The sequence below is a fragment of the Azomonas agilis genome, from assembly GCF_007830255.1.
Classification (GTDB): Bacteria; Pseudomonadota; Gammaproteobacteria; order Pseudomonadales; family Pseudomonadaceae; genus Azomonas; species Azomonas agilis.
Genome location: NZ_VLKG01000006.1, coordinates 170,497 through 193,438, shown reverse-complemented (window position 1 = coordinate 193,438; position 22,942 = coordinate 170,497). Strand labels below are relative to the sequence as shown.

Sequence of the window (22,942 nt, the reverse complement as noted above, 5' to 3'; positions counted from 1 at the left end):
ACCCCAGCTGATGCCGCCCACATCCGTAATTCTGGCGGCATCAGGGCTAACTCAGCCGATTAACGTATCAGTTCAGAGTCACCGCTTGGCGTGCTAACAGCTTCCAATCGTTGCCTTGTTTTTTCCAGATCTGTAGGGCTTTTAAGCTCACTCTGGCAGGTTCTTTACCCTTGCTGTGGGTTTCCCCGGTCAGGATATGCCGCACTATGGCCGTGTCTCCAACCACTTTAATGGTCTGCTCGGACGCATTCAGGATGACAAAATTCGAAGCGCCGCTCATTAGGTTGCCGACAAAGACTTCTTGAGTATCCACTTTGCCGCTGGAGTGGCCGTAGCTCAAATCAGAGGCGGTTAAAGCTTCTAATTGGGCTTGGTCGGGGTCGATCATCACAACCCTTAAACGCTCTGCGGTACTCTCAACATCAAGGGTATCGTCAGCCATGACCGCTTGGCTCATCAACATAAATGAGCAGAGCGCGGAGATCAGTAACTTTGTTTTTTTTATCATTATTTGTATTCCAAATATGAGGTAGGTAAAGAGGAGGATTCGGCCCCCAATAAAGATAATACATCGTATGACTTTTGATTTGAATTTAAACGGAATGTGGTTCGTAAATCCGAGTGAAAAGCTATCGCTCGTGGAAAGGAGAAGTCGGTAAAATAGCGCCCCATCTCCTTAAACGTGATTTCAACGCGCAGAAACCTCATGAAAAATGAGGTCACTGATGTTACGGAGTTCACAGTAGGTGGGAAAATCGGAATGTTTTACCTTTAAAAGTTCACAAGCCTGACAGAGCTTAGGAAAGCGGTGGATGAATACATCCATTATTACAACCACGAGCGCATCAGTCTTAAGTTAGGGGGCTGAGTCCAGTAGAATACCGAACTCAGATACCCTTTATGACTTGATGCAAACTCAAACTGTCCAACTTTTGAGGTGCAGTTCAAAAGGACGGGGAGGATGTCATGTCAATGCTCTCTGCTTTTTGGAGCTTGGGTTAAGGCTTTAGCGCAAGAGCAAAATGGGCAAGCTAGACGTGCGCATCACCTCAGAAGTTTTGCTGCCCAAAAATAGATTACGCCAAGGTGAGTGGGTATAAGCCCCCATGACCAGCAAGTCGATGGCTTGATTATGCAGTTCATGGGTGATGACTTCTTCCGCTACTCCGGGAATCAGGGCTGAAGTGGTTTTAAAACCTGCGCTGCTAAGTGTTTGCGTGGCCCATTCCAGTTGGGCCTTTGCGTCAGCTTGGGTTTTACCCGACATCAGTACATGGATAGGCAAGCCTTGAAATAGAGGGCTGTTGGCTACCCGTTCAATGCCTCGTCGAGTCAGATCACTGCCATCAAAGGCAATCATGATTCGCTTGGGCTCCTGGAAGGCCGCTTTAACGCTCAGCAATGGGTTGTGCAACGCGCGCACAATACGCTCAACATTTTGGCCCAAGTGGTGGTGAGTCGCTTCGGTGGTTTCACCGCGTCGCCCCAGAACCAGCAAGCGAACCTGTGATTCTTGCTCCACCAAGGTGGTTTTTAACTCGCCGTGCCGTTGGCGTATATCTACTGAGGTGACACCTCGGGCTAAGGCGCGCTCGCGCAGGCAGTTGAGAAACAGTCGCCCCTGTTCCCGCATGGCTTTGGTGTAGCGTTCATCTTGGGCGCAGAGTTTGTTAAGCAGGCGCTCTTGGGCGTTAAAGCCGATAGTACCGCTGCGATCTTTGGTGGTGCTGCGCTCTGGATGACGATCAATGATGTGCAATAGCTCCAAGGGAGCTTGCATGCGTTGGGCAGCCCAAGTGGCGTAGTCCGTAATGGCGTTAGCAAAGCGGGATTGATCCACGCAAGCCAACACTTTGTTTTCGTTTTCCATGGCTATGCTCCTGTAGCGCTCAACCCTTGAGTTCTGGCTTATCTTGTAGTGCAAGACGATCCACCAGAGTACGGCTGGCAGCATTTAATCCAATAACTTCCACCTCAGTAGCTTCGCGGCGGAATTTAGCCAGTACACGATCTAGGGCACTGATGGCAGTGATATCCCAGAAGTGTGCTTGGCTGACATCAATTTGAACTTTTTCAATAACCTCTTGAAAGTCAAAAGCCTGCACGAAGCGATCTGCCGAGGCAAAGAATACCTGACCTGTGATGTGGTAGGTACGAACTCGACCTCCTTCTTCAGACATGGAGCGAATATGCAGTATTTGGCTGATGCTGTGGGCAAAGAAAAAGCTGGATAACAAAACGCCGACCAACACGCCTTGGGCTAAATCCTGAGTAATAATCACCACAACCACAGTGGCGAAGACTACAACGGAATAGCTTTTGGGGTTAGTGGGAAGTTTGCGCACAGACGACCAGTCAAAGGTGCCTACAGATACCATAATCATCACTGCGACTAACGCCGCCATAGGAATATGACCGACCCAGTCTCCTAAAAAAACCACCATTAACAGCAAAAGAACCCCAGCAGTTAGGGTTGAAAGCCGCCCACGTCCCCCGGATTTCACGTTAATGACTGACTGTCCAATCATGGCGCAGCCGGCCATACCGCCTAAAAAGCCGGTGGTGATGTTGGCAATGCCTTGGCCAATGCATTCACGTTTTTTGTTACTGGGCGAGTCTGTGAGGTCATCCACAATGGTGGCTGTCATTAGAGACTCTAATAAGCCCACTGTGGCCAAAGTCAAAGACACAGGGAGGATGATCATCAGTGTTTCGAAGTTCAGCGGGATGTCAGGCAGCAGGAAAACAGGCAAGGAGTCCGGTAATGCTCCCATATCACCGACAGTGCGTATGTCTAAACCCAACACAACAGAGATCAGGGTCAGTACCAAAATGGCCACCAGAGGCGAAGGAATCGCTTTGGTATAGGCTGGCAGACGATAAATAATAACTAAGCCCACCAATACCATCAGGTATACAACCCAACTGGCTCCGATTAACTCAGGTAGCTGTGCCATAAAAATCAAGATTGCTAAGGCATTCACGAAGCCTGTAATCACGGCCCGCGAGACAAAGCGCATCAAAGAGGCAATATTGAGCCAGCCAGCTACTATCTGTAGTACGCCCGTTAGTACGGTAGCTGCCAGCAAATACTGTAGGCCATGCTCCTTAACCAAAGTCACCATGACCACAGCCATAGCTCCTGTGGCCGCCGAAATCATACCGGGTCGTCCACCGGCAAAGGCGATAACAGTGGCGATACAGAACGAGGCGTACAGACCCACTTTAGGATCAACGCCTGCAATGATTGAAAATGCAATGGCCTCAGGAATCAGTGCCAGAGCGACGACTAAGCCTGCGAGTAAATCATTGCGAATATTGGAAAACCAATCATGACGGATGGATTTGAACATCTTTTTATTCCGTAGTGTCCATTCAACGCAGTAGGTGGAGCGAAAAAGGGAGTTTAGTACTAAGGTTTAGTGAGAAGCCCTCGTATCTTGATTGTCTGAGCTCTGAGAGGCTTCCCGATTCTGCCTGAGCGGGGTTTAACTACACAATGCAGGTGCTCTAATTCCGGCATCCTGTTTTTGATTAATCTTTAATGCCTGTTATGGAAATACAATCTGTGCCATATGCGCTACTATTTAGCCACTTTTTGTAGGTTCTAGCTGCATTTTATGATACTGAGCGCACTGCTCAAGATAATGAATAAGATTAAAGTGATATCACGCTTGGGGTTGCCATTATGCTTAATGTGTCCGTTCTTATCTGTGACGACTCCAATATGGCGCGTAAGCAATTGGTACGGGCTTTACCGGCCGATTGGCCCGTTACCCTGAGTCAGGCAGAAAACGGACAGCTTGGGTTAGACTTGATCCGTCAGCAATCCATACAGGTGGTTTTTCTGGATTTAACCATGCCCGTGTTGGATGGGTATGGGGTGTTAGCAGCGCTCCAGCGTGAGCAGTTGCATACTAAGGTTATTGTGATCTCAGCGGATGTGCAGGAGGAGGCGGTTAAGCGCGTTTTGGAGTTGGGGGCGTTGGCGTTTCTGGAAAAACCCGTCGATCCTGAACTCTTACTGAGTACGCTGAAACGCTTAAGTTTGTATCCAGTGGACACCTGCGCACCGCAGGCGGCTCAACCGGAGGTTGAGTTTCAGGTTTCGTTTCGAGAGGCCTTTAGCGAGATCGTCAACGTTGCTATGGGGTTGGCGGCGGCTAAATTGGCTCAGGTTCTGGGCGTATTTGTGCGTTTGCCTGTGCCTAACGTCAATATTTTAGAAGTGGGCGAGCTGCAAATGGCCCTGTTGGATGCGCACAATGACCAGCATCTGACGGCGATTTGTCAGGGGTATATCGGCGGCGGCATCAGTGGTGAGGCTCTGTTGATCTTTTATGATTCTGAAGTGGCTGATGTTGCTAAATTGATGCGTTGGCATTCGGATCAGGAAGTCTCTTCGGTCGAAATGCTGTTGGATCTTTCAGGATTGTTAATTGGGGCTTGTTTGAGCTCACTGGCCAGCCAGCTTGATATCGACTTTTCCCAAGGGCATCCCCAAGTTCTTGGGCAGCATGTGCCTATTGATCAAATGCTGCATGTTAACCAAAAGCGCTGGCGTAAAATGCTCGCTGTAGAGATTAGCTACGGTATTGAAGGCCATCATATTCGTTTCGACCTTTTGCTGTTGTTTACAGAGGATTCCATTCCCCTGTTGCAAAAAAGACTGGCCTATCTGGATTAAAAGCCATGCACGATCTATCCGATTCATTTGATCTTAAAGAGTTGCACTGGCTGTTAGCCATTGTGCAGAGCATGGATGTGGGAATTGTTGTACTGGATTTGGAATATCGAGTCTGTGTTTGGAATGGCTTTATGCAAAATCATTCAGGCAGAACGGTTAAGGAGGCTTCTCAGCAGTCTTTTTTTGATTTATTCCCCGAGGTTTCACAAACTTGGTTTCGCCATAAAATGGACAGTGTGGTAACGCTAGGAATGCCTGCGTTCACAGTATGGGAGCAGCGGCCTTACTTAGTACGTTTTCGTAACTATCAGCCCATCACTGGGCAAGATGATTTGATGTACCAAAATACAACCTGGCTGCCTTTAGTCTCTACTAATAGCCAAGTAGAGCATGTGTGCTTGATTATTTACGATGTGACCATCGCCGCTACCAGTCGGAAACAACTAGAGTCACTCAATACACAACTGGAGCAATTGGCCCATAAAGACCGCCTAACTGGACTAAATAATCGAGGCTATTGGGAAGAGTTGTTGCGTCAAGAGTTTGCCCGTTATACGCGCTATAACAGCATGGCCGCCCTGTTAATCTTCGATATTGATCACTTTAAGAAGATTAACGATACCTACGGGCATCAAGCGGGGGATAAGGTGATTCAGGCTTTAGCTCGGTTAATACTAACCAGTGCTCGGGTGACGGACATAGCAGGGCGCTATGGTGGTGAAGAGTTTGTCATCTTGATGCCGGGTACCGATTGCATGGGCGCTCGACTCTTTGCAGAGCGTTTTCGTAAGCGGGTTGAGAGCCTGATCGTTCCCCATGAAGATAAAGATATTCGGTTTACCATCAGTATTGGTATTGCAGATTTAAGCCAACCCCTAAAAAGTCACGAACAACTGATCCATAACGCTGATCAGGCGCTGTATCTGTCCAAAAATGGGGGCCGTAATCGTGTGACTTTATTTAGTGAGGTTTCGCCCAATCCTTAGGCTATTTGATTACTTGGCTTTGGGGCGAGCGGTTAAGCCACGGCTTAAACGATCGCGTACCACACCTACCAAGCCCTCCGGTTGGAATTTAGATAAGAAGTTATCGCAACCCACTTTTTTAACCATAGCAAGGTTGAAGCTGCCTGATAAGGAGGTATGCAGAACCACATAAAGACCTTGTAATCGAGGATCTTGTCGAATTTCTGTAGTGAGGCGATAACCGTCCATTTCAGGCATTTCCGCATCGGTAAATACCATCAGCAAACGATCTGTGATGGGAGTTCCTTCATCAGCCCAAGCCTTAAGTTTTTTGAGCCCCTGTAGTCCGTTGCTAGCGGTATGTATTTTGAGCCCTAATTGGCTTAGGGTTTCCCGCAGTTGGGTCAGTGCCACGCTGGAGTCATCGACCAAAAGCACTTCCCAGCCTTGGGCCTGCTCAAGGAGGCTGTCCTCCAAACAATTGGCTGGAATACTGGTGTCGTAATGCACGATTTCAGCCAGCACTTTTTCGACATCAATAATTTCCACTAACTGATCATTTACTTGGGTGATAGCGGTCAGATAGTGGTTACGTCCAGCCGTAGCAGGCGGTGGTTGGATGGATTCCCAGTTGAGGTTCAGGATGCGATCCACATTAGCCACCATAAAGGCCTGCACACTGCGATTGTACTCGGTCACGATGATAGTGCTGTGCTCGTTGATTTCGAGTGGGCGCATTCCGATGGCCTGAGCTAGGTCGATGACCGGAAGTGTTTGCCCCCTCAGATTGATGATGCCGCGCACATGGGGGTGGCGTTGGGGAATGAGGGTCAGTTTGGGTAAACGTACCACTTCCTGAATTTTAAATACGTTAATGGCAAACATCTGTCGTTTGCTGAGCTTGAACATCAGGATTTCCAGACGGTTTTCACCTACCAAACGGGTGCGCTGGTCAACCGAGTCGAGAATAGTGGTCATGGAAAATCCTTTAAGCTGATCTTAGATTCCGGCAACAACTATAGAGCCTACCAGCTTGCTTGCGTACTCACTCTTATATTTTTGTGTGAGATGCAGAATTTTAAGACATGGGCGTGGTTAAACGCCCCTTGTCTTAGGGTTTTAGCCTTGAGGTTGAGTAGAGGATTGCTCAAGGGCTTCTAAAAACTCATCGCCCCAGCGTCGGATATCGTTATGGTGGACGATTTCAAACAGTTCTCGTAGACGGGATTGTGCTTCTTCTACATCCATATGCAGAGCGCGATGGCACACCTGTTTCAGGTCGGCATGGTCGTGAGGATTGGTCAATAGAGCTCCCTTGAGCTCAGCAGCGGCTCCCGCAAACTCTGAAAGCACCAACACGCCTTGGCCATTGGTTAAACCTTGGGTTGCTACAAATTCCTTGGAGACTAAATTCAGTCCATCGCGAAGGGGGGTAATCCACATCACGTCAGCACTGGTGTACCAAGCGACTACTTGTTCAAAGGGAAAGCTGCGGAAGAAAAATTGCACGGGTGTCCAGCCCACGTGGGCAAAGCGTCCGTTGATACGTCCTACGGCCTGCTCAATCTGAGCTTGCAAGCTGTCGTAGATGGTCATTTCTCGCGCTGCTGGTACACAAATACTGGCTAGGGTGACTTGGCCGATTAGGTCAGGGTAGTCGGCCAGTAACTGCTCGAAGGCATTGAGCTTTTCCAAAATTCCTTTGGTGTAATCTAGGCGCTCTACAGATAGGATCAGTTGCACATTCTGAAACTCTTGCTTGAGCTGCTGGATGTGTTTTTGCACCTTGGGTTGGTTTAAGGCGCTGCGAATGCGATCTAAATCCAGTCCGACCGGATGGGCTCCCAGACGTACTTGGCGCATTCCGGTATCAATGACCTTGGCCATATTGTCTAAGCCTACGGCGCAACCGTAAGTGATAAAGCGCGGGGCGCAGTTTTGTTGTTCTAGCACCTGTAATGGGAAGACTCCACGGGCCGCATCTACAAAATTCTCGACCTGCCGTGGGATATGAAAGCCAATGTAATCGCATTGAAGGAGGCTTCCAATAATCTGCCGCCGCCACGGGAGCACGTTAAATACGTCCGCTGAGGGGAAGTAAGTGTGATGGAAAAATGCCAGCCGTAAATCAGGACGTAATTCGCGCAAAAACGCAGGCACCATCCACAAGTTGTAGTCGTGTAGCCAAACGATTGCATTGTGGGCGGCTTCTTGGGCCGTGCGCTCAGCAAAGGCTCGGTTGACGTTAAGGAACACTTGCCAGTCCTGTTCTTGGAAGGATGCACGCTCCCAAAAGGTGTGTAGCGTGGGCCAGAACGCCTCTTTGGAGAAGCGCTTATAGAAAATATCCACCTCTTCTTTTTGCAGAGGAATGCGCGCTGCGGTCAAGCGCGGGTAGCCTTCAGCATCCACGGTGGTATGGGTTTCAAAGTGGCCATCCGTGGGCTCATGCTGTGCCCAAGCCACCCAAGAGCCTTTGCGCCCGTCGGCAAAAAAGCTCAGCAGGGTTGGGATAATGCCATTGGGTGATTGAGGGCGACGGCGCTGAATCTGCCCGTTCAGACGATATTCTTCATAGGGCAAGCGGTGATAGACAATCACCAGTTCAGCGTGGCCGGGTTCACAGGCTTGGCGGGTTTCCGCAGCAAATCCATGCTCCCCTAAAAATCCGAAGTGGGCGAAGGCTTGGATAATACCTCCGCAGCCGGGGCTGTCGGCATGTAACACACGGGTACTATGGCGCGTAGCATCCAGTAGCGCCGCTTCTGATTGGCCAACACAGACTCCTTTTAGCCCTGAGTTCAACATGCTCAGATCATTCAGAGTATCTCCTGCAACCAGCACTTGTTCAGGGTCGATATTCAGGTATTCAACCAAACGTAGGAGGGTGCTGCCTTTGTTGACACCTTGGGGTAGGAAATCTAAGTAGAGGTCTGCCGAATACAGAAGATCACAGTCGAGTGACTGGGCGATGTCTCGTAGTTGCGGGTCTGCGGCCTGTTCTGGAGTACAGAAGTAAGAGCAGCGGCGGGCCTGAGGGACGTTTTGCCGCTCTAAGTGGGGTAGGTGCTCTAAGGCTTTGGTGATTCGGGTTTCACCGGGCCACAAGGCTTCGATTTCGTGCTGTAAGGGCTGGATAGGCTGTAGGCTATTACCGTGGTACAGGCTGGCTCCCACATCCGCAATAATGTAGTCCGGTTGGGGCAGGGTTGGGTCAGCCAATAGGGGTAAAACCGCTTCTAAACTGCGGCCTGTGACATAAGCTAGCTGTATGTCTGGGTGGGCGGTGATGGTTTGGTACAGACTGAGGCGGTCTTGAGGGTTGCCGCCTAGAAAGGTTCCATCAAGATCGGTAGCAAGTAGCATGCGCTGTCTCCCTGTGTCATTAAACAGTTGACGCGCCGACCTGGGCCGACGAGTAGCATCAGCAATCTTTAGGACTGCTGGGACATTGAAGAGGGTGCAATATTTAAGTTGGTTTTATTCGATGTATGGGGTGTTTTAACCTCGGAAGATTCGTCTTCTACGGGGTTATCCGGCATCAGCTCTAAAACGGTGTGGCTGGTGCGCAGCATTGGGGTAAATTGGCCCGCCGGTTCGGTCAACAGATCTATCACCCGACGACTGCGGTAGCAGATAAAGACCACGAGGCAACCAAGGGCAAGGGCAAAATATAAAGGCAATCCCTGCGGCCCTAAGAGGTGCATAAAGCCGCCCGCCAGTAATGGGCCCATGGCAGAGCCAATTCCGTTTGCTAAGAGCAATCCGCTGGAGCCGGATAAAATCTCGTCCGGCTTAAGCTGGTCAGCCATCAGCGCCACTGCGACCGAGTAAATGGAAAAAGACAGCCCACCCCAGAGGAACATCAGGGCTAATTGTCCGGTGTCGGCGTTGCGCTGGCTGATAATCAGCGCTACTAAGGTTGCCGTAGCGCTAACCCAGAGGATGATCTTTCTGCGGTCGTGGGTATCAGAAAAGCGTCCAATGGGCCATTGCAGAATAGCGCCGCCTAAAATAGTCAAGCTCATCAACAAGCCCACTTGACTGGGACTAAAGCCTACTTGGGTGGCATACACTGGAGCTAAGCCCCAAAAACCTCCTAAAGCCAAACCGGATAAGCCTGCCGCCGCTAGGGGCAGAGGAGTAATTCGGGCTAGGGCGAGTAAATCTGCAGTAGGGGCATCGGGTAGGCTTGGTTGGGCTTGGCGGGTGAGGGTAATGGGCATCAAGGCTGCACAAATTAAAATACTGGCTAAGGCAAAAAGCGTGAATTGCTCAGGGCTGGCCATGTGCAGTAACTGTTGAGCGACGGCTAAAGCCCCTAAGTTCACAATCATGTACAGGGCAAACACTTGGCCGCGCTCGCTAGAGCTGGTTTGGGCATTGAGCCAGCTTTCTACCACCATGTAGAGGCCCACTAAGGCGACCCCATAGAGCACCCGCAGTATCAGCCATAGCCAGGGGTTAACCCACAGCACATGCAGAAGTGCCGTTATGGCTCCAAGGGCGGAACAGCAAGCAAAGGCGCGGATATGCCCAACGCGACGGATTAATGAGGGTGCAGTCCAAGTTCCCAGCAAGTAGCCGAGAAAATAACCAGACATCAGCAGCCCAATGAGGCTGGCTGAGTATCCTTCTGCCACCCCGCGCAGTGTGAGCAGGGTATTGAGCAGGCCATGTCCCAGGAGTAATAAAGCGACTCCACCCAGTAGTGATCTGACAGGAGCAAGTAAGGTAGTCATTTATTTACCATGACCAATTGTTGCGCAAATGGCAACCTTTGATCGCTTTAAATAAAAAATACTAAAAATAACTTGCTGATTTTAAAGCGCTTTATTGAGTATTAAATTTTGTGTAGAGCATTTTAGTGATTAGAATAGGATCTATTAATTCCTTAATGGAATCAGTTAGAGGTATGCCTTAGCGAAGCAGATCGCTGATATTAGGCACAACTAACACCATCAAGATAGCTAAAATCACCCAAGTAGCTTGACAGAGCTGTTTTTTGTCAGACATTGTTTTCAACCCATGCTTGCCTTGTTCAGCATCAGTGCAAAGGCAGCACCGAGTCTTGGAACTAAGGCAAATCACTCTATTGTTATTAAGGATTTATGACGCAGTATTAAGGGTTCACACGCTTGACCATCAGGTCATTGCCACTATATATAGCGGAGTTTTTGGCTACATACCTCTTATTTCGGTTCAGGAATCATCCAATCCATGGGTAAATCGCTGGTCATTGTGGAGTCACCGGCTAAGGCCAAGACCATCAACAAGTATCTGGGCAGCCAGTATGTGGTGAAATCAAGTATCGGTCATATTCGAGACTTACCCACCAGTGGATCAGTCACCTCCAAGGAGCCAACCCAGCGTGGTCGTAAGGCAGCGACCGGTGATGAGTTATCGCCGAAGGAAAAGTCCAAGCGTCAACTGATTGCACGCATGGGGGTTGATCCTGAACAGGATTGGGTAGCCCAATATGAAATTCTTCCGGGCAAGGAGAAAGTGGTTGAAGAGCTCCGCCGTTTAGCTCAGGAAGCGGACACTATTTATCTGGCCACTGACTTGGATCGCGAAGGAGAGGCCATTGCTTGGCACCTACGCGAAGCCATTGGTGGCGATAACGAGCGTTATAAGCGGGTGGTGTTTAACGAAATTACCCGTAAAGCGATTCAAGAGGCCTTTTCCCATCCGGGGGACCTAGACCTTAACCGAGTGAATGCTCAGCAAGCGCGTCGGTTTTTAGATCGGGTTGTGGGCTACATGGTTTCGCCCTTACTGTGGCAGAAAATCGCACGAGGATTATCCGCCGGTCGGGTGCAGTCCGTAGCAGTGCGCTTAGTGGTGGATCGCGAGCGTGAAATTCGGGCCTTTATCCCTGAAGAATACTGGGAGCTACATGCAGATTTAGCCACACCCGGTGATTTGGCCAAGGTGCGTTTTGCGGTAGTTCGGGAGCAGGGCAAAGCCTTTGAGCCCAAAACAGAGGCTGAAATACAGCGGGCGCTCGGGTTGCTCGAAACCGCTCAGTATCAGGTGGCCAAACGCGAAGATAAACCCACTTCCAGTAAGCCTTCTGCGCCCTTTATTACCTCCACCTTGCAACAGGCGGCCAGCACTCGCCTAGGCTTTGGAGTGAAGAAGACCATGATGATGGCTCAGCGCTTGTATGAGGCGGGTTACATCACTTATATGCGAACCGATTCCACCAATTTATCCGAAGATGCTTTGGTGATGGTACGTGATTTTATTGAGGGCGAGTTTGGCGAGCGTTATTTGCCCAAGCAGTCCAACCTGTACAGCAGCAAAGAGGGCGCACAGGAGGCCCATGAAGCCATTCGGCCTTCCGATGTACGTGTGCAGCCGGGCCAATTGTCTAGTTTGGAGCGTGATGCAGAGCGTCTGTATGAACTGATTTGGCGGCAATTTGTAGCCTGCCAAATGACCGCCGCTGAATATTTATCCACCCAAGTACTGGTGAATGCCGCTGACTTTGAGTTGCGGGCCCGTGGTCGTATTCTCAAGTTTGATGGCTATACCCGTGTCTTGCCCGCGTTGAGTAAAACTGGGGAAGACGATGTGCTGCCTGATATGCAGCAAGGTGATGATCTAAAGCTGTTAAAGCTTGATCCCAGCCAGCACTTCACTAAACCTCCTGCGCGTTACTCTGAAGCCAGCCTAGTTAAAGAGATGGAAAAGCGGGGCATTGGACGGCCTTCTACCTATGCCAGCATCATTTCTACCATTCAGGATCGAGGCTATGTTTCCTTGCACAATCGGCGCTTTTATGCCGAAAAAATGGGAGAAATCGTTACAGAGCGTCTTTCAGAGAGCTTTACCAATCTGATGGATTACGGCTTTACGGCAGGCATGGAGGAAAATCTGGATGCAATTGCTCAAGGTCAGAAGGACTGGAAGCAATTGTTGAATGTGTTCTACCAAGATTTTCGCCATAAGCTGGAGCAAGCAGAAACCGCTGAAGGGGGAATGCGGGCCAATCAACCAACGCCTACCAATATTCCCTGTAAATTGTGCGGGCGGCCGATGATGATTCGTACCGCTTCAACCGGGGTGTTTTTAGGCTGCTCCGGCTATAGCCTTCCTCCGAAAGAGCGCTGCAAAGGCACTATTAACCTTGTGCCCGGTGGTGAGATTGCCGAGGATGATGAGGGGGAGTCCGAATCTCGCTTACTGCGTGAGAAACGGCGCTGTCCTATTTGTAGTGACGCTATGGAACCCTATTTGCTGGATGAGCACCATAAGCTGCATATCTGTGGTAACAACCCCGATTGTCCGGGTTATGAGCTGGAAGAGGGGCAATACCGCATTAAAGGCTATGAAGGCCCATCCCTAGAGTGCGATAAATGCGGTAGTGAAATGCAGCTTAAAACGGGGCGCTTTGGTAAGTTTTTTGGTTGTACCAATCCAGAGTGTAAAAATACCCGTAAATTGCTAAAAAACGGGGAGCCAGCACCACCCAAAATGGATGTCATTCCTATGCCGGAGTTGCGTTGCGAGAAGGTAGATGACACCTATGTATTGCGCGATGGAGCGGCGGGTTTATTCTTGGCTGCTAGTCAGTTTCCAAAAAACCGGGAAACCCGTGCGCCTTTAGTAAAAGAATTATTGCCCCATGCGCGAGAGTTAGATCCAAAATACCAGTATTTATTGGATGCACCCGCGCAAGATCCTCAGGGGCGAGCGGCTATTGTTCGCTTCAGCCGTAAAACTAAGGAGCATTATGTTCAGTCAGAGCAAGAGGGTAAGCCCACGGGATGGCGTGCTGTGTATGAGCAAGGACGCTGGCAGGTGACTGATAAAACTAAGTAAGTTAGAGGTGTTCGGAGTCTTTATGGCCCAAGAGCGTTATACTCGTACCAATCAAAAAATTTATTTTGCGGGACTCGCTCTGGAACAATGGCGGCAGGCAGAGCTGAACAGCAGTTTGAATGCCGCAGGATTAGTGCAGGCTGAGCGCGAGGCTTGCATTTTTCATCTGTACGGTGCTGTATTGGGGTTGTGCCAAGAGGTTCTGGGGTATTACCGTTTTCAGCAAGCCGATACTTGGACTTTGATTCAAATATTTGATGCCACTCGGCAGGCCTCTTTGGTGGCTCCTGAGTTGGCTGAATTACTGGAGTTAACCGCCGTTTCTGATAGTTGGCTGAGCTTGCTATTGGAGCAATATGCTGCTTTATACCGTCCGTTAGGAGGAGTAGAACATAGAGTGTTACCTACGGCATCAGAAGTAGAATACTGGCGGCAGCAGTTGAAAGCATTAATCCTGCGTTTTCGTGAAGCAATGACGGAATGGTAGGGCATTACCTAATCACCTTCAAACGAGGATACTCCAGTATGTCTACCTCATTTTTAGAAATCATTGAGCTTTCTGATGGCCGTTTGGTGTTGCGCCGAGCTGAGGATGAAACCGTATTGGTAACCTTGGACTTTTCAGATCAGGCTAAAGAGTTTCTGCAAGGGCAGCATATTGAAATTGCAAAAGCTATGTTCAGTGCAGGAATGCAAATGGCTGGGAAAGTAGTAGAGGATGACTACGATACTTACGGAAGCGATACAGTATCAAGAATGTTGCACTAAGCAGCCGTAGCCGTGCTGGGTGAGACACTGGGTATAGCGGAAAATGGAGCATCAGGGTGGTGTGTCCACCCTGTGCTCTCAAAGGATACGGCTTAAGCTTGCCAGCGCTTAAATACCAGCGTGGCGTTGGTACCACCGAAGCCAAAACTGTTACTCATGACAATATCCAATTGGGTATCTTCACGAGTTTGGGTGAGGATCGGCAGATCAGCCACTTCGGGGTCAATCTCCTCAATGTTAGCTGAGCCAGCGATGAAGTTACCTTCCAGCATTAACAGCGAGTAGATAGCTTCATGTACACCCGCAGCTCCTAAGGAGTGCCCAGATAGGCTCTTGGTTGAGCTAATGGGCGGTACTTTATCTCCAAACAGGGTGCGTATGGCCTTAGCTTCGGCAACATCCCCGACGGGAGTAGAGGTACCGTGGGTGTTCAGATAGTCAACAGTACCCTCTACGGTAGATAGGGCTAGTTGCATGCAGCGAATAGCACCTTCACCGCTGGGAGCAACCATGTCGTAGCCATCGGAGGTAGCACCGTAGCCGATAATCTCGGCATAGATTTTAGCACCACGCTTAAGGGCGTGTTCTAACTCTTCAACGACGATCATACCGCCGCCACCTGCAATCACGAAGCCGTCACGTTTGGCATCGTAAGCACGGGAGGCTTTTTCGGGGGTTTCGTTGTATTGGGTAGACAAAGCGCCCATTGCATCAAACAGGCAGCTTTGGCTCCAATGCTCTTCTTCACCACCGCCGGCGAATACTACGTCTTGTTTCCCCATCTGGATTTGCTCAACGGCTTGACCGATACAGTGAGCACTGGTCGCACAGGCTGAGGAGATGGAGTAGTTAACGCCTTTGATTTTGAAGGGGGTAGCCAGACAAGCCGATACGGTACTACCCATAGTACGGGTAACACGGTATGGGCCTACGCGCTTGACCCCTTTTTCGCGCAGGATGTCGATGGCTTCCATCTGGTTAAAGGTGGATGCCCCGCCGGAACCTGCGATTAAGCCCGTGCGCGGGTTAGAGACCTGTTCGGGTGTCAGACCAGAGTCTTTAATCGCTTGCTCCATGGAGAGGTAGGCGTAGGCCGCCGCATCTCCCATAAAGCGAATCAGCTTACGGTCAATCAACTCTTCTAGGTTTAAGTTAATGGAGCCAGAGACTTGGCTGCGCAGTCCCATATCCGCATAAGCTTGATTGAAGCGGATACCGGGGCGGCTAGCCCGTAGGTTGGCAGAGACGGTGTCTTTGTCATTGCCTAGGCAAGATACGATGCCAAGGCCGGTGATCACGACGCGACGCATGCGGATGTCCTTCAGAAGCTGTCAGTAGAAGTAAACAGGCCGACGCGTAAGCTTTCGGCGCTGTAAATTTCTCGACCGTCAACACTGACCGTGCCATCGGCGATGCCAAGGATCAGCGAACGGTTGATGGTGCGTTTGATGTGAATGTTGTACGTCAGTTTTTTGGCGGTTGGGAGTACTTGGCCAAAAAACTTAACCTCCCCTGAGCCTAAGGCTCGGCCTCGACCGGGGTTTCCCTGCCAGCCGAGGTAAAAACCAACCAGTTGCCACATGGCATCTAGGCCAAGGCAACCCGGCATAACGGGATCGCCCTCAAAGTGGCAAGCAAAGAACCAAAGATCAGGACTAATATCCAGCTCGGCCACAATTTCGCCTTTGCCGAATTTCCCACCTACCTCGCTGATATGGATGATTCGATCCATCATCAGCATATTAGGGGCAGGCAGTTGGGCGTTGCCGGGGCCAAAGAGTTCGCCACGGCTGCAGCTCAACAATTCTTCCCGGGTAAAGGCGTTTTTCTTGCTCATGCGAGTTCCTCAATGATCCCTGACGGTGCTGGTCTAAGCCAGATTTTCCGTCTTTGAGTAGACGGATGAATCCAGTTTGAAGTCACAACAGAGATCGAATGTCAGTATTTAGTCTTGTGGTGGGCTGAACGGAACATCTTATCATTTAGCGCTTGATGTTGTTGTGGTTAGGCATAGGCACACAGACTGCAACAGGGCGCTGCTTGACTTGTTCAAGGGGACTGACGAGCCTTTGAGTGATTATCTGGTTGTGGAATTTCTTTATGTTCAGGACGTTAGCTCATATTACCTCGTACCTCAACGCCCAGCCTTTGCTGAGTCCTATGATTTTATTAGTTTTTTTATCGGGCGTTTCCTGTGTGCAGGCAGAACCAGTCGCTATGCCTGCCGCATCCGTCTTAACTTGGCAGCGTTATGCGGACGCGCAGCTTGTGGAGCAAGAGCAGGCCAGCGTGACTCATCGGGTGTATCCCATGGGATTACTGCGGCGCATTAGCGGGCGTTTGCGTCTGGAGGAGCAAGCCAGTATTTCGGGGGAGCAAAGCATTGCTTTGTATCAATTGCCTGCATGGCATACGGAATTAGAGGCTTTTGAGCTAGCGCGTCAGAATTTACTGGATCAGGGGGCAGTATTGCTGTTTTGGTGCCAAGGATCTGATTGTGGAGCCAGTGATCTGTGGGCCAATCTGATCTTTAAACGCTCCTCTCTATATGGTTTGGAGCGGCAGCAAGCCTATTTGTTGGCTCGACTGCCTCAAAGTTCAACTTTGGTTGCCGTGTATGCTGCTACTCGTGGTACCGGGCAGGCCTTGCTGTATATCGAGCAGTTAGAGGCCGCAGATTCAATAGAATATTTGTTACCTACCGCTGATACCTTACTGCGTCAGTTGCGCCAACAGGGATTTTTGAGCCTGCCCAGTCTGCCCGAAATCCCCGATCCCGCTTGGGTTCAAAGACTGGCCCGCTTAGTGCGATTAGACAGCCGCCTATACCTTAAGATAGAAGGGCAGGCCGCTGAGTCTTGGTATAAAGCTTTAGAGCCTATAGGCGGTATTGCTAGGCGTTTAGAGTGGCAGAATACCGCAGATCAAGGCTTATACTTGCGATTTCGTGAATGATGCCTTTAATTTTTAGGATGATGTAGTTAATGCGCGATATTAATGACCGCTTGCTCGTGCAGATTTTGTGGATGGCTTTATTGGTTGCTTGTCTTTGGGTACTGGCACCCTTCGTATCCGTATTGTTTTGGGCGGCTTTGTTGGCTTTTGCTAGCTGGCCATTAATGCGTTTGTTGACTCGGGCTTTAGGAGGGCAGACATCCTTAGCTTCAGCCATTTTGACCTGTGGTTGGATGTTGGTAGTAGCTGCTCCTTTGGTGTGGTTTGGATTCAATGTGGCGGACTACATCATGGCCGCCAATACGCTGATTCGTGATCTTCAGGTGGATGGATTACCGCCTCCGCCGCCTTGGTTGATTAATTGGCCCTTTGGCGAATGGCTGGTTCAGGCTTGGAATACCGTAGATGCTCAAGGAACGGCTCTTTTAGTCAGCGTTCGTCCCTACATGATTCAGGTAGGAAACTGGTTGCTGGTCAACAGCGCGCGTCTGGGTACGGGGATATTGGAGATTGTCTTAAGTCTAATCTTTGTGTTCTTTTTCTACCGAGATGGGCCACGTTTAGCAGCTTTTATACGCAGTTTACTCTACCGATTAATAGGTGCAGAACGCTCAGACCATTATTGGGACTTGGTGGCGGGTACGGTTCAACGCGTAGTGAACGGCGTGATTGGAACTGCTGCGGCCCAAGGTGCTTTGGCTTTTATCGGTTTTTTGGTGGTGCAGTTGCCGGGTGCTTTGATTTGGGGGATTTTGACCTTTGTCCTAAGTTTAGTGCCTATGGGCCCGCCCTTGATCTGGATTCCGGCCACTATTTGGTTGGCTTGGGAAGAGGCCTACGGCGCTGCTATTTTTTTGGGAATTTGGGGATTTTTTGTCATCAGTGGCGTGGATAACATCCTTAAGCCCTATTTGATCAGCCGTGGCGGGAATTTGCCCTTAGTGGTTGTATTACTGGGCGTTTTTGGCGGCATTTTGGCTTTTGGTTTTATGGGGCTGTTCTTAGGCCCGACGCTATTAGCGGTTGCCTTCAGTTTGATAACGGACTGGGCTCAAAAGGAGGAGTTAAAGGTTTCTCCTCCCGCTCCAACTGATGGCCGCCCTGATATGTCCTAAAGACGCGCTTCGTAGTGATCCAGTGCTTCACAGGCGATGATGCGTCCAAGCTGGATCATTTCGGTGGCTCGATAGAACTCGAAAAAGCGGCAGGCGCGCCTTGGGACACTGATCAGGATATCTGGGGGATAGCCTGCAATCTTGTATTGAGTTAACGCATTTTGCATCACTTCAATGCTCTGGTTGATGAGCTCCAGCATGGAGGCTGGGCCCGTTTCATCAATCACCTTAGAACCCTCAGCCGATTTTGGGGTTCCCTGTTCAGATTCTCTGGCCTCCATGGTATCCAATGAAGGGGGGCTGATGAGGGTGGGGGCATCTTCTGCATCGCGTCGCCAAAAGGTGAGGTGAGAGCTGAGGGACTCCACCAGATGGTCAAAATATCCGTGGGTGATGCGAGGGCGCTCCACAAAAGGTAAAGAATACTGTCGATTCCCGCTGGCGCTGAGATTAACAGCGACAATGAGGTCACAGTGGCTGGATACCACAGGGACAATCGGCAAAGGGTTGAGCAACCCGCCATCCACAAGTACCCGTCGCCCTAGCGTTACTGGAGTGAATAGGCTTGGAATAGCTGCTGATGCCCGCATAGCTTGATTAAGACATCCCTCTTGGAACCAAACCTCTTGCTGATTGGCAAGATCGGTAGCCACAGCAGTGAAAGGAATAGGCAGATCCTCAATACGGATATCACCAATTAAGCTTCGGATGTGCCCGAAAATTTTTTCCCCTCGAATAGCGCCCATGCTAAAACTCACATCCAGCAGGCGCATGACATCTAAGTAATCTAAGGCTTCGATCCATTCACGAAAGGGCGCAAGCTGACCAGAAGCATAGACTCCACCAATGACTGATCCCATAGAGCAACCGGCGATGCAGTCGATTTTGTAACCTCGAGCCTCTAATTCATCAATCACACCAATGTGGGCATAGCCACGAGCACCACCAGAGCCCAGTACCAAAGCAACGCGCTTGCTCATACCATGCGCTCCTTATTCCTTAATGGAGTGAGAAAACAGGGCTAATGCAGTCCGGCCCATGTAATTTAGTAGTGCCAGACTTTGCTTGGACTGGCAACTAGGTTGATTCAAAACGGGAGGTTGAATGACACACATATCTCAAGGGGAAGAACGCGTATTGCTTGAGTCTGAGGATGACTTTGGTGTGATACGAGTTCTGGAGCTCGGTGATTACCGATTTTTAGAGTTTGGTGATGGCGTAGAGCAAAGTTGTGTGTACATGCCTGATCCCAGTTGGTTGGAGTACGACTACACGCGAGCCATGTTGCTGGGTGGGCTGTGCCATCCGCATCCAGAAACAGCCTTGTTCTTGGGGCTAGGGGGCGGAAGTTTGCTGCGCGCCTGTTTAAAATTTTTGCCCATACAGGATGCTGAGGTGATTGAGCTGCGGTCTGAGGTAGTGCGCATTGCTCAAGATTATTTGGATTTGCAAGAAGAAGATGAGCGAGTGACCTTGCGTTTAGGTGATGCGCGCGCGCTGGTATCCTCGGTCGAGCAAGCTGATCTCATTTTTATGGATTTATACACGGACAAAGGGCCTGCCGCGTTGCATTTGGCTTGGTCATTTTTGGAGCAGTGCCAAAGTAAGTTACAGGTGGGTGGGTGGTTGATCATCAATCAATGGTCAACAACGAATGGCCAACCCTTGGGAGCTGCTTTATTAAGGGGTTTATTTCATCGGCATTATTGGGAGCTGCCTGTGGCAGAGGGAAATGTCATATTATTCATTCCAGCCGACTTGGATCAAGCTTTGGATCAAGCACATTTGAAGCAGAGTCTTGAGCGTTTAGCCCCTAATTTAGGCTATGCATTGGAACCATTATTGAAAAATATACGGCCTGCGACCTAAATTTTGCACAAACATAGTCAGCTTACTAACAAAAAAGCATGCAGCCGAACTAAATTCGGGTATAGTATTAGCCTCTTGTTGAAGCTAATGGCTTGTTTTAGCAAGCCGAAAGGTTCGACATTCTGCCCGGCTCCGGGCGCGTAACAATTATCTACTTGCTCACCATACGCGATTTCGCAAATCCTCGCCGATCAGTCTGCCCGGGTGTCTCTTGGAGACCTTATCACAGGGTATGTGCAGTGCTGGCTCATGGGTGTTTGCGGACGCGCAGAGGCTAAGACCCATGTATCAGGAAACCGGCGGTTTTGCCGCACTCGGTATTCATCCCGCTGTACTTGCTGCCATTACAGCTGTTGGTTACGAAGAACCCTCACCCATCCAAGCCCAAGCTATTCCTGGCATCTTAGCGGGCCATGACTTGATTGGACAGGCACAAACCGGTACGGGTAAAACTGCTGCCTTTGCGCTGCCTATTCTGTCAAAGATTGATCCTAGCCGACGGGAACCCCAAGCGCTGATTTTGGCACCAACCCGTGAGCTGGCCTTACAGGTAGCTACAGCCTTTGAAAGCTATGCCAGCCAAATGCCCGGAGTGGGCGTTGTGGCCATTTATGGCGGCGCTCCTATGGGGCCGCAGTTAAAAGCGATTCGTCAAGGTGCTCAAGTCATTGTAGCGACTCCGGGCCGTTTGGTTGACCACCTAGGTCGTAACGAAACTCTGCTATCCACCATCCGCTATCTGGTGTTGGACGAGGCGGACGAAATGCTCAAATTGGGCTTTATGGATGACTTGGAGCAAATCTTCCAAGCCATGCCCGAGAGCCGTCAGAGTGTGCTGTTCTCTGCTACTTTGCCCCATTCTATTCGGGCGATTGCTGAAAAGTACTTGCGTGACCCGCAGCATGTAAAAATTGCGGCTAAAACCCAAACCGTAGCCCGTATTGAGCAGGCCCATTTGCTGGTGCATGCCGATCAAAAAATCCCAGCGATTTTGCGTCTACTGGAGGTTGAGGACTTTGATGCCTTGATCGCCTTTGTACGCACCAAGCAAGCCACTTTGGATTTGGCCAGCGCTTTGGAAGCCAAAGGATATAAAGCGGCAGCCTTAAATGGCGATATCGCGCAAAATCAACGCGAGCGCGTGATTGACTCCTTGAAAGATGGCCGTTTGGACATCGTAGTGGCAACAGACGTAGCCGCCCGTGGTATCGACGTGCCTCGTATTACCCATGTGTTGAACGTGGATATGCCCTATGACCCTGAATCCTATGTACACCGAATTGGTCGTACGGGGCGGGCAGGGCGTGATGGTCGTGCCCTGTTGTTGGTAACGCCCCGCGAGCGCCGCATGTTGCAAGTGATTGAGCGCGTCACTGGGCAAAAAGTGGCTGAGGTGCGTTTACCGACCGCTCAACAGGTTTTGGATGCTCGAGTTCGTCGGTTGACGGCCACCCTTTCTCCGCTGGCAACCGTTGCTGAAGAAACGCATGGGGCTCTGTTGGACAAGTTGACTGCAGATATTGGTTGTACTCCTCGTCAACTTGCGGTGGCTTTGCTGGGTAAACTCACAGCAGGTCAATCCATGAGTCTGGCTGAGCTGGAAAAAGAGCAGCCTTCAGTCCCTGAAGTAAATGCGAATACCCGTGAGCGTTCTCGGGGTGAGCGTTCCAGTGAAGGTAGTGGACGTGAGCGCGAGCGCCGTGCGTCTATGCCGATCGCTGAAGGTCGGGCGCGCTGCCGTACGCCCCTAGGTAGCCGCGACGGTATTGCCGCTCGTAACCTGCTTGGCGCAATTCTGAACGAAGGCGGCTTGGCTCGTGACTCTATCGGGCGCATTTTGGTACGCGAAACCTTTAGCTTGGTAGAGCTTCCCGATGAAGGTTTGGATCGCTTGCTGGGCCGCTTAAAAGATACCCGTGTAGCGGGTAAGCAACTGAAACTGCGTCGTTATCGCGAAGATTGATCTAATTTCGTGCTGCCTCTTCCTTGCTTTCGCCGCTATTCTATGCAGCTCAAAGCAAGGGAGTAAGGCGCATGTATGAGGATTTTTGGCATCGACGTTGGTCGCGTAATGAAATAGCCTTCCACCAGCAACAGGTTAATCCTTACCTACAGCGCTATGTTGCGCGGCTGCAAATGCAAGGTTTGGATGCTGCATCTAGGCGCGTCTTCGTTCCCCTGTGCGGTAAAACCCTTGATATGCTGTGGCTCGCAGAGCAGGGTTTTTCTGTGCTGGGCGTTGAGCTCTCGGAAGCAGCGGTTCAAGCATTTTTTGCAGAGCATCAGCTTCAGCCCCAAATACGTCAGCACAAAGAATTTATCAGCTATAAAGCAGGGACTGTGGAAATCTGGTGTGGTGATTTCTTTCAATTAGAAGCTGCTGATCTGAGCGATTGTGGTTTGGTTTATGACCGTGCGGCTTTGATTGCTTTGCCGGAGGCCATGCGTCAAGACTACGTTGCCCATCTATCGGCTTGCTTGCCTGCATCCTGTCGGGGATTGTTGATCAGCCTAGAGTATCCACAAGAGCAAATGGCTGGCCCTCCTTTTTCTGTGTCAGAGCTGGAGGTACAAAAGCTCTTTCAGCCATTTCAGTGGCACTTGGAGCTTTTAGAACGGCCGGATGTATCATCCCAGCACCCAAGGTTTCATACGCATCAGTTGGACTTTTTGCATGAGCCCGTTTATTGGCTCTGTCGCTCATAAAGGCTGTGTGTGGGGAAATAAAAAGGACACCATAACAGGGTGTCCTT

19 protein-coding genes and 1 pseudogene are annotated in these 22,942 nt (G+C 50.3%); 11 read left to right on the top strand and 9 right to left on the bottom strand.

What is annotated here, in order from left to right:
- Positions 1–67: 67 nt before the first annotated feature.
- Positions 68–508: a nuclear transport factor 2 family protein gene (locus LX59_RS09835; protein WP_144571685.1), complete on the bottom strand. Its 441-nt coding sequence runs from the start codon at positions 506–508 to the stop codon at positions 68–70.
- Positions 509–615: 107 nt separating this feature from the next.
- Here LX59_RS09835 and LX59_RS15940 point away from each other — a divergent pair.
- Positions 616–909: pseudogene (locus LX59_RS15940) on the top strand (IS3 family transposase); the annotation flags it as partial.
- A 97-nt stretch (positions 910–1,006) separates the two neighbouring features.
- On the opposite strand, the gene LX59_RS09825 reads toward LX59_RS15940, so the two are convergent.
- Together LX59_RS09825 and LX59_RS09820 are read right to left on the bottom strand one after the other, a co-directional pair.
- Positions 1,007–1,870, bottom strand: coding sequence for a universal stress protein (locus LX59_RS09825; RefSeq protein WP_144571684.1), 864 nt, complete (start codon positions 1,868–1,870; stop codon positions 1,007–1,009).
- A gap of 19 nt (positions 1,871–1,889) precedes the next feature.
- Positions 1,890–3,353, bottom strand: a complete 1,464-nt coding sequence (locus LX59_RS09820) for a SulP family inorganic anion transporter (RefSeq protein WP_144571683.1) — start codon at positions 3,351–3,353, stop codon at positions 1,890–1,892.
- Between the two features lie 335 nt (positions 3,354–3,688).
- On the opposite strand from LX59_RS09820, the gene LX59_RS09815 reads away from it, so the two are divergent.
- Positions 3,689–4,687 (top strand): response regulator, encoded by a 999-nt coding sequence (locus LX59_RS09815; RefSeq protein WP_144571682.1) that lies wholly within the window; start codon positions 3,689–3,691, stop codon positions 4,685–4,687.
- Between the two features lie 5 nt (positions 4,688–4,692).
- The gene (locus LX59_RS09810) at positions 4,693–5,673 is read left to right on the top strand and encodes a sensor domain-containing diguanylate cyclase (protein WP_144571681.1); all 981 of its coding nucleotides are present in this window, start codon (positions 4,693–4,695) and stop codon (positions 5,671–5,673) included.
- Positions 5,674–5,682: 9 nt separating this feature from the next.
- Here the strand turns inward: LX59_RS09810 and LX59_RS09805 are convergent, their stop codons facing one another.
- The 3 genes from LX59_RS09805 to LX59_RS09795 all read right to left on the bottom strand — a co-directional run bounded on the left by LX59_RS09805 (position 5,683) and on the right by LX59_RS09795 (position 10,394).
- A complete protein-coding gene (locus tag LX59_RS09805; protein ID WP_144571680.1) occupies positions 5,683–6,630 on the bottom strand; it encodes a chemotaxis protein CheV in 948 nt (315 codons plus the stop codon).
- Positions 6,631–6,771: 141 nt separating this feature from the next.
- The gene (gene ggpS / locus LX59_RS09800) at positions 6,772–9,018 is read right to left on the bottom strand and encodes a glucosylglycerol-phosphate synthase (RefSeq protein ID WP_144571679.1); all 2,247 of its coding nucleotides are present in this window, start codon (positions 9,016–9,018) and stop codon (positions 6,772–6,774) included.
- A gap of 68 nt (positions 9,019–9,086) precedes the next feature.
- Positions 9,087–10,394 (bottom strand): MFS transporter, encoded by a 1,308-nt coding sequence (locus LX59_RS09795; protein ID WP_144571678.1) that lies wholly within the window; start codon positions 10,392–10,394, stop codon positions 9,087–9,089.
- A 478-nt stretch (positions 10,395–10,872) separates the two neighbouring features.
- Here LX59_RS09795 and topA point away from each other — a divergent pair, with 478 nt between their 5' ends.
- From topA to LX59_RS09780, 3 genes are read left to right on the top strand one after another with little or no spacing between them, the layout of a single operon-like run.
- Positions 10,873–13,482 (top strand): type I DNA topoisomerase, encoded by a 2,610-nt coding sequence (topA, locus tag LX59_RS09790; RefSeq protein WP_144571677.1) that lies wholly within the window; start codon positions 10,873–10,875, stop codon positions 13,480–13,482.
- 22 nt (positions 13,483–13,504) lie between these two features.
- Positions 13,505–13,969, top strand: coding sequence for a DUF6586 family protein (locus tag LX59_RS09785; RefSeq protein WP_144571676.1), 465 nt, complete (start codon positions 13,505–13,507; stop codon positions 13,967–13,969).
- Positions 13,970–14,007: 38 nt separating this feature from the next.
- Positions 14,008–14,250 carry a hypothetical protein gene (locus LX59_RS09780; protein WP_144571675.1) on the top strand — a complete coding sequence of 81 codons (243 nt, stop codon included), beginning with the start codon at positions 14,008–14,010 and terminating at the stop codon, positions 14,248–14,250.
- Between the two features lie 92 nt (positions 14,251–14,342).
- Here the strand turns inward: LX59_RS09780 and fabB are convergent, their stop codons facing one another.
- The gene (fabB, locus tag LX59_RS09775; protein WP_144571674.1) at positions 14,343–15,560 is read right to left on the bottom strand and encodes a beta-ketoacyl-ACP synthase I; all 1,218 of its coding nucleotides are present in this window, start codon (positions 15,558–15,560) and stop codon (positions 14,343–14,345) included.
- 11 nt (positions 15,561–15,571) lie between these two features.
- Positions 15,572–16,087 (bottom strand): 3-hydroxyacyl-[acyl-carrier-protein] dehydratase FabA, encoded by a 516-nt coding sequence (gene fabA / locus LX59_RS09770; RefSeq protein ID WP_144571673.1) that lies wholly within the window; start codon positions 16,085–16,087, stop codon positions 15,572–15,574.
- 263 nt (positions 16,088–16,350) lie between these two features.
- Here fabA and LX59_RS09765 point away from each other — a divergent pair, with 263 nt between their 5' ends.
- Entirely contained in the window at positions 16,351–17,205 is an 855-nt protein-coding gene (locus tag LX59_RS09765; RefSeq protein ID WP_144571672.1) for a DUF4892 domain-containing protein, read from the top strand.
- A gap of 29 nt (positions 17,206–17,234) precedes the next feature.
- Positions 17,235–18,320 carry an AI-2E family transporter gene (locus LX59_RS09760; RefSeq protein WP_144571671.1) on the top strand — a complete coding sequence of 362 codons (1,086 nt, stop codon included), beginning with the start codon at positions 17,235–17,237 and terminating at the stop codon, positions 18,318–18,320.
- Here LX59_RS09760 and LX59_RS09755 read toward each other — a convergent pair.
- The gene (locus tag LX59_RS09755) at positions 18,317–19,300 is read right to left on the bottom strand and encodes a patatin-like phospholipase family protein (protein WP_144571670.1); all 984 of its coding nucleotides are present in this window, start codon (positions 19,298–19,300) and stop codon (positions 18,317–18,319) included. The two genes, LX59_RS09760 and LX59_RS09755, sit on opposite strands and share 4 nt — an antisense overlap.
- A gap of 124 nt (positions 19,301–19,424) precedes the next feature.
- On the opposite strand from LX59_RS09755, the gene LX59_RS09750 reads away from it, so the two are divergent.
- The 3 genes from LX59_RS09750 (at position 19,425) to LX59_RS09740 (ending at position 22,895) form a co-directional block, all read left to right on the top strand.
- On the top strand, positions 19,425–20,189 hold the full coding sequence (locus LX59_RS09750; RefSeq protein ID WP_144571669.1) for a spermidine synthase: 765 nt from the start codon (positions 19,425–19,427) through the stop codon (positions 20,187–20,189).
- Between the two features lie 283 nt (positions 20,190–20,472).
- Positions 20,473–22,152 (top strand): DEAD/DEAH box helicase, encoded by a 1,680-nt coding sequence (locus tag LX59_RS09745; protein WP_144571668.1) that lies wholly within the window; start codon positions 20,473–20,475, stop codon positions 22,150–22,152.
- 71 nt (positions 22,153–22,223) lie between these two features.
- Positions 22,224–22,895, top strand: a complete 672-nt coding sequence (locus LX59_RS09740) for a thiopurine S-methyltransferase (RefSeq protein ID WP_144571667.1) — start codon at positions 22,224–22,226, stop codon at positions 22,893–22,895.
- Positions 22,896–22,942: the final 47 nt, after the last annotated feature.

What these genes read in the sequence shown, in the direction of transcription:
- LX59_RS09815 (WP_144571682.1), top strand. Translation starts at nt 3,689, where the DNA reads ATGCTTAATGTGTCCGTTCTTATCTGTGACGACTCCAATATGGCGCGT.
- LX59_RS09765 (WP_144571672.1), top strand. Translation starts at nt 16,351, where the DNA reads ATGTTCAGGACGTTAGCTCATATTACCTCGTACCTCAACGCCCAGCCT.
- LX59_RS09760 (WP_144571671.1), top strand. Translation starts at nt 17,235, where the DNA reads ATGCGCGATATTAATGACCGCTTGCTCGTGCAGATTTTGTGGATGGCT.
- LX59_RS09835 (WP_144571685.1), bottom strand. Translation starts at nt 508, where the DNA reads ATGATAAAAAAAACAAAGTTACTGATCTCCGCGCTCTGCTCATTTATG.
- LX59_RS09810 (WP_144571681.1), top strand. Translation starts at nt 4,693, where the DNA reads ATGCACGATCTATCCGATTCATTTGATCTTAAAGAGTTGCACTGGCTG.
- LX59_RS09785 (WP_144571676.1), top strand. Translation starts at nt 13,505, where the DNA reads ATGGCCCAAGAGCGTTATACTCGTACCAATCAAAAAATTTATTTTGCG.
- LX59_RS09780 (WP_144571675.1), top strand. Translation starts at nt 14,008, where the DNA reads ATGTCTACCTCATTTTTAGAAATCATTGAGCTTTCTGATGGCCGTTTG.
- LX59_RS09740 (WP_144571667.1), top strand. Translation starts at nt 22,224, where the DNA reads ATGTATGAGGATTTTTGGCATCGACGTTGGTCGCGTAATGAAATAGCC.
- LX59_RS09820 (WP_144571683.1), bottom strand. Translation starts at nt 3,353, where the DNA reads ATGTTCAAATCCATCCGTCATGATTGGTTTTCCAATATTCGCAATGAT.
- topA (WP_144571677.1), top strand. Translation starts at nt 10,873, where the DNA reads ATGGGTAAATCGCTGGTCATTGTGGAGTCACCGGCTAAGGCCAAGACC.
- LX59_RS09755 (WP_144571670.1), bottom strand. Translation starts at nt 19,300, where the DNA reads ATGAGCAAGCGCGTTGCTTTGGTACTGGGCTCTGGTGGTGCTCGTGGC.
- fabB (WP_144571674.1), bottom strand. Translation starts at nt 15,560, where the DNA reads ATGCGTCGCGTCGTGATCACCGGCCTTGGCATCGTATCTTGCCTAGGC.
- ggpS (WP_144571679.1), bottom strand. Translation starts at nt 9,018, where the DNA reads ATGCTACTTGCTACCGATCTTGATGGAACCTTTCTAGGCGGCAACCCT.
- LX59_RS09745 (WP_144571668.1), top strand. Translation starts at nt 20,473, where the DNA reads ATGTATCAGGAAACCGGCGGTTTTGCCGCACTCGGTATTCATCCCGCT.
- LX59_RS09805 (WP_144571680.1), bottom strand. Translation starts at nt 6,630, where the DNA reads ATGACCACTATTCTCGACTCGGTTGACCAGCGCACCCGTTTGGTAGGT.
- LX59_RS09795 (WP_144571678.1), bottom strand. Translation starts at nt 10,394, where the DNA reads ATGACTACCTTACTTGCTCCTGTCAGATCACTACTGGGTGGAGTCGCT.
- LX59_RS09825 (WP_144571684.1), bottom strand. Translation starts at nt 1,870, where the DNA reads ATGGAAAACGAAAACAAAGTGTTGGCTTGCGTGGATCAATCCCGCTTT.
- LX59_RS09750 (WP_144571669.1), top strand. Translation starts at nt 19,425, where the DNA reads ATGACACACATATCTCAAGGGGAAGAACGCGTATTGCTTGAGTCTGAG.
- fabA (WP_144571673.1), bottom strand. Translation starts at nt 16,087, where the DNA reads ATGAGCAAGAAAAACGCCTTTACCCGGGAAGAATTGTTGAGCTGCAGC.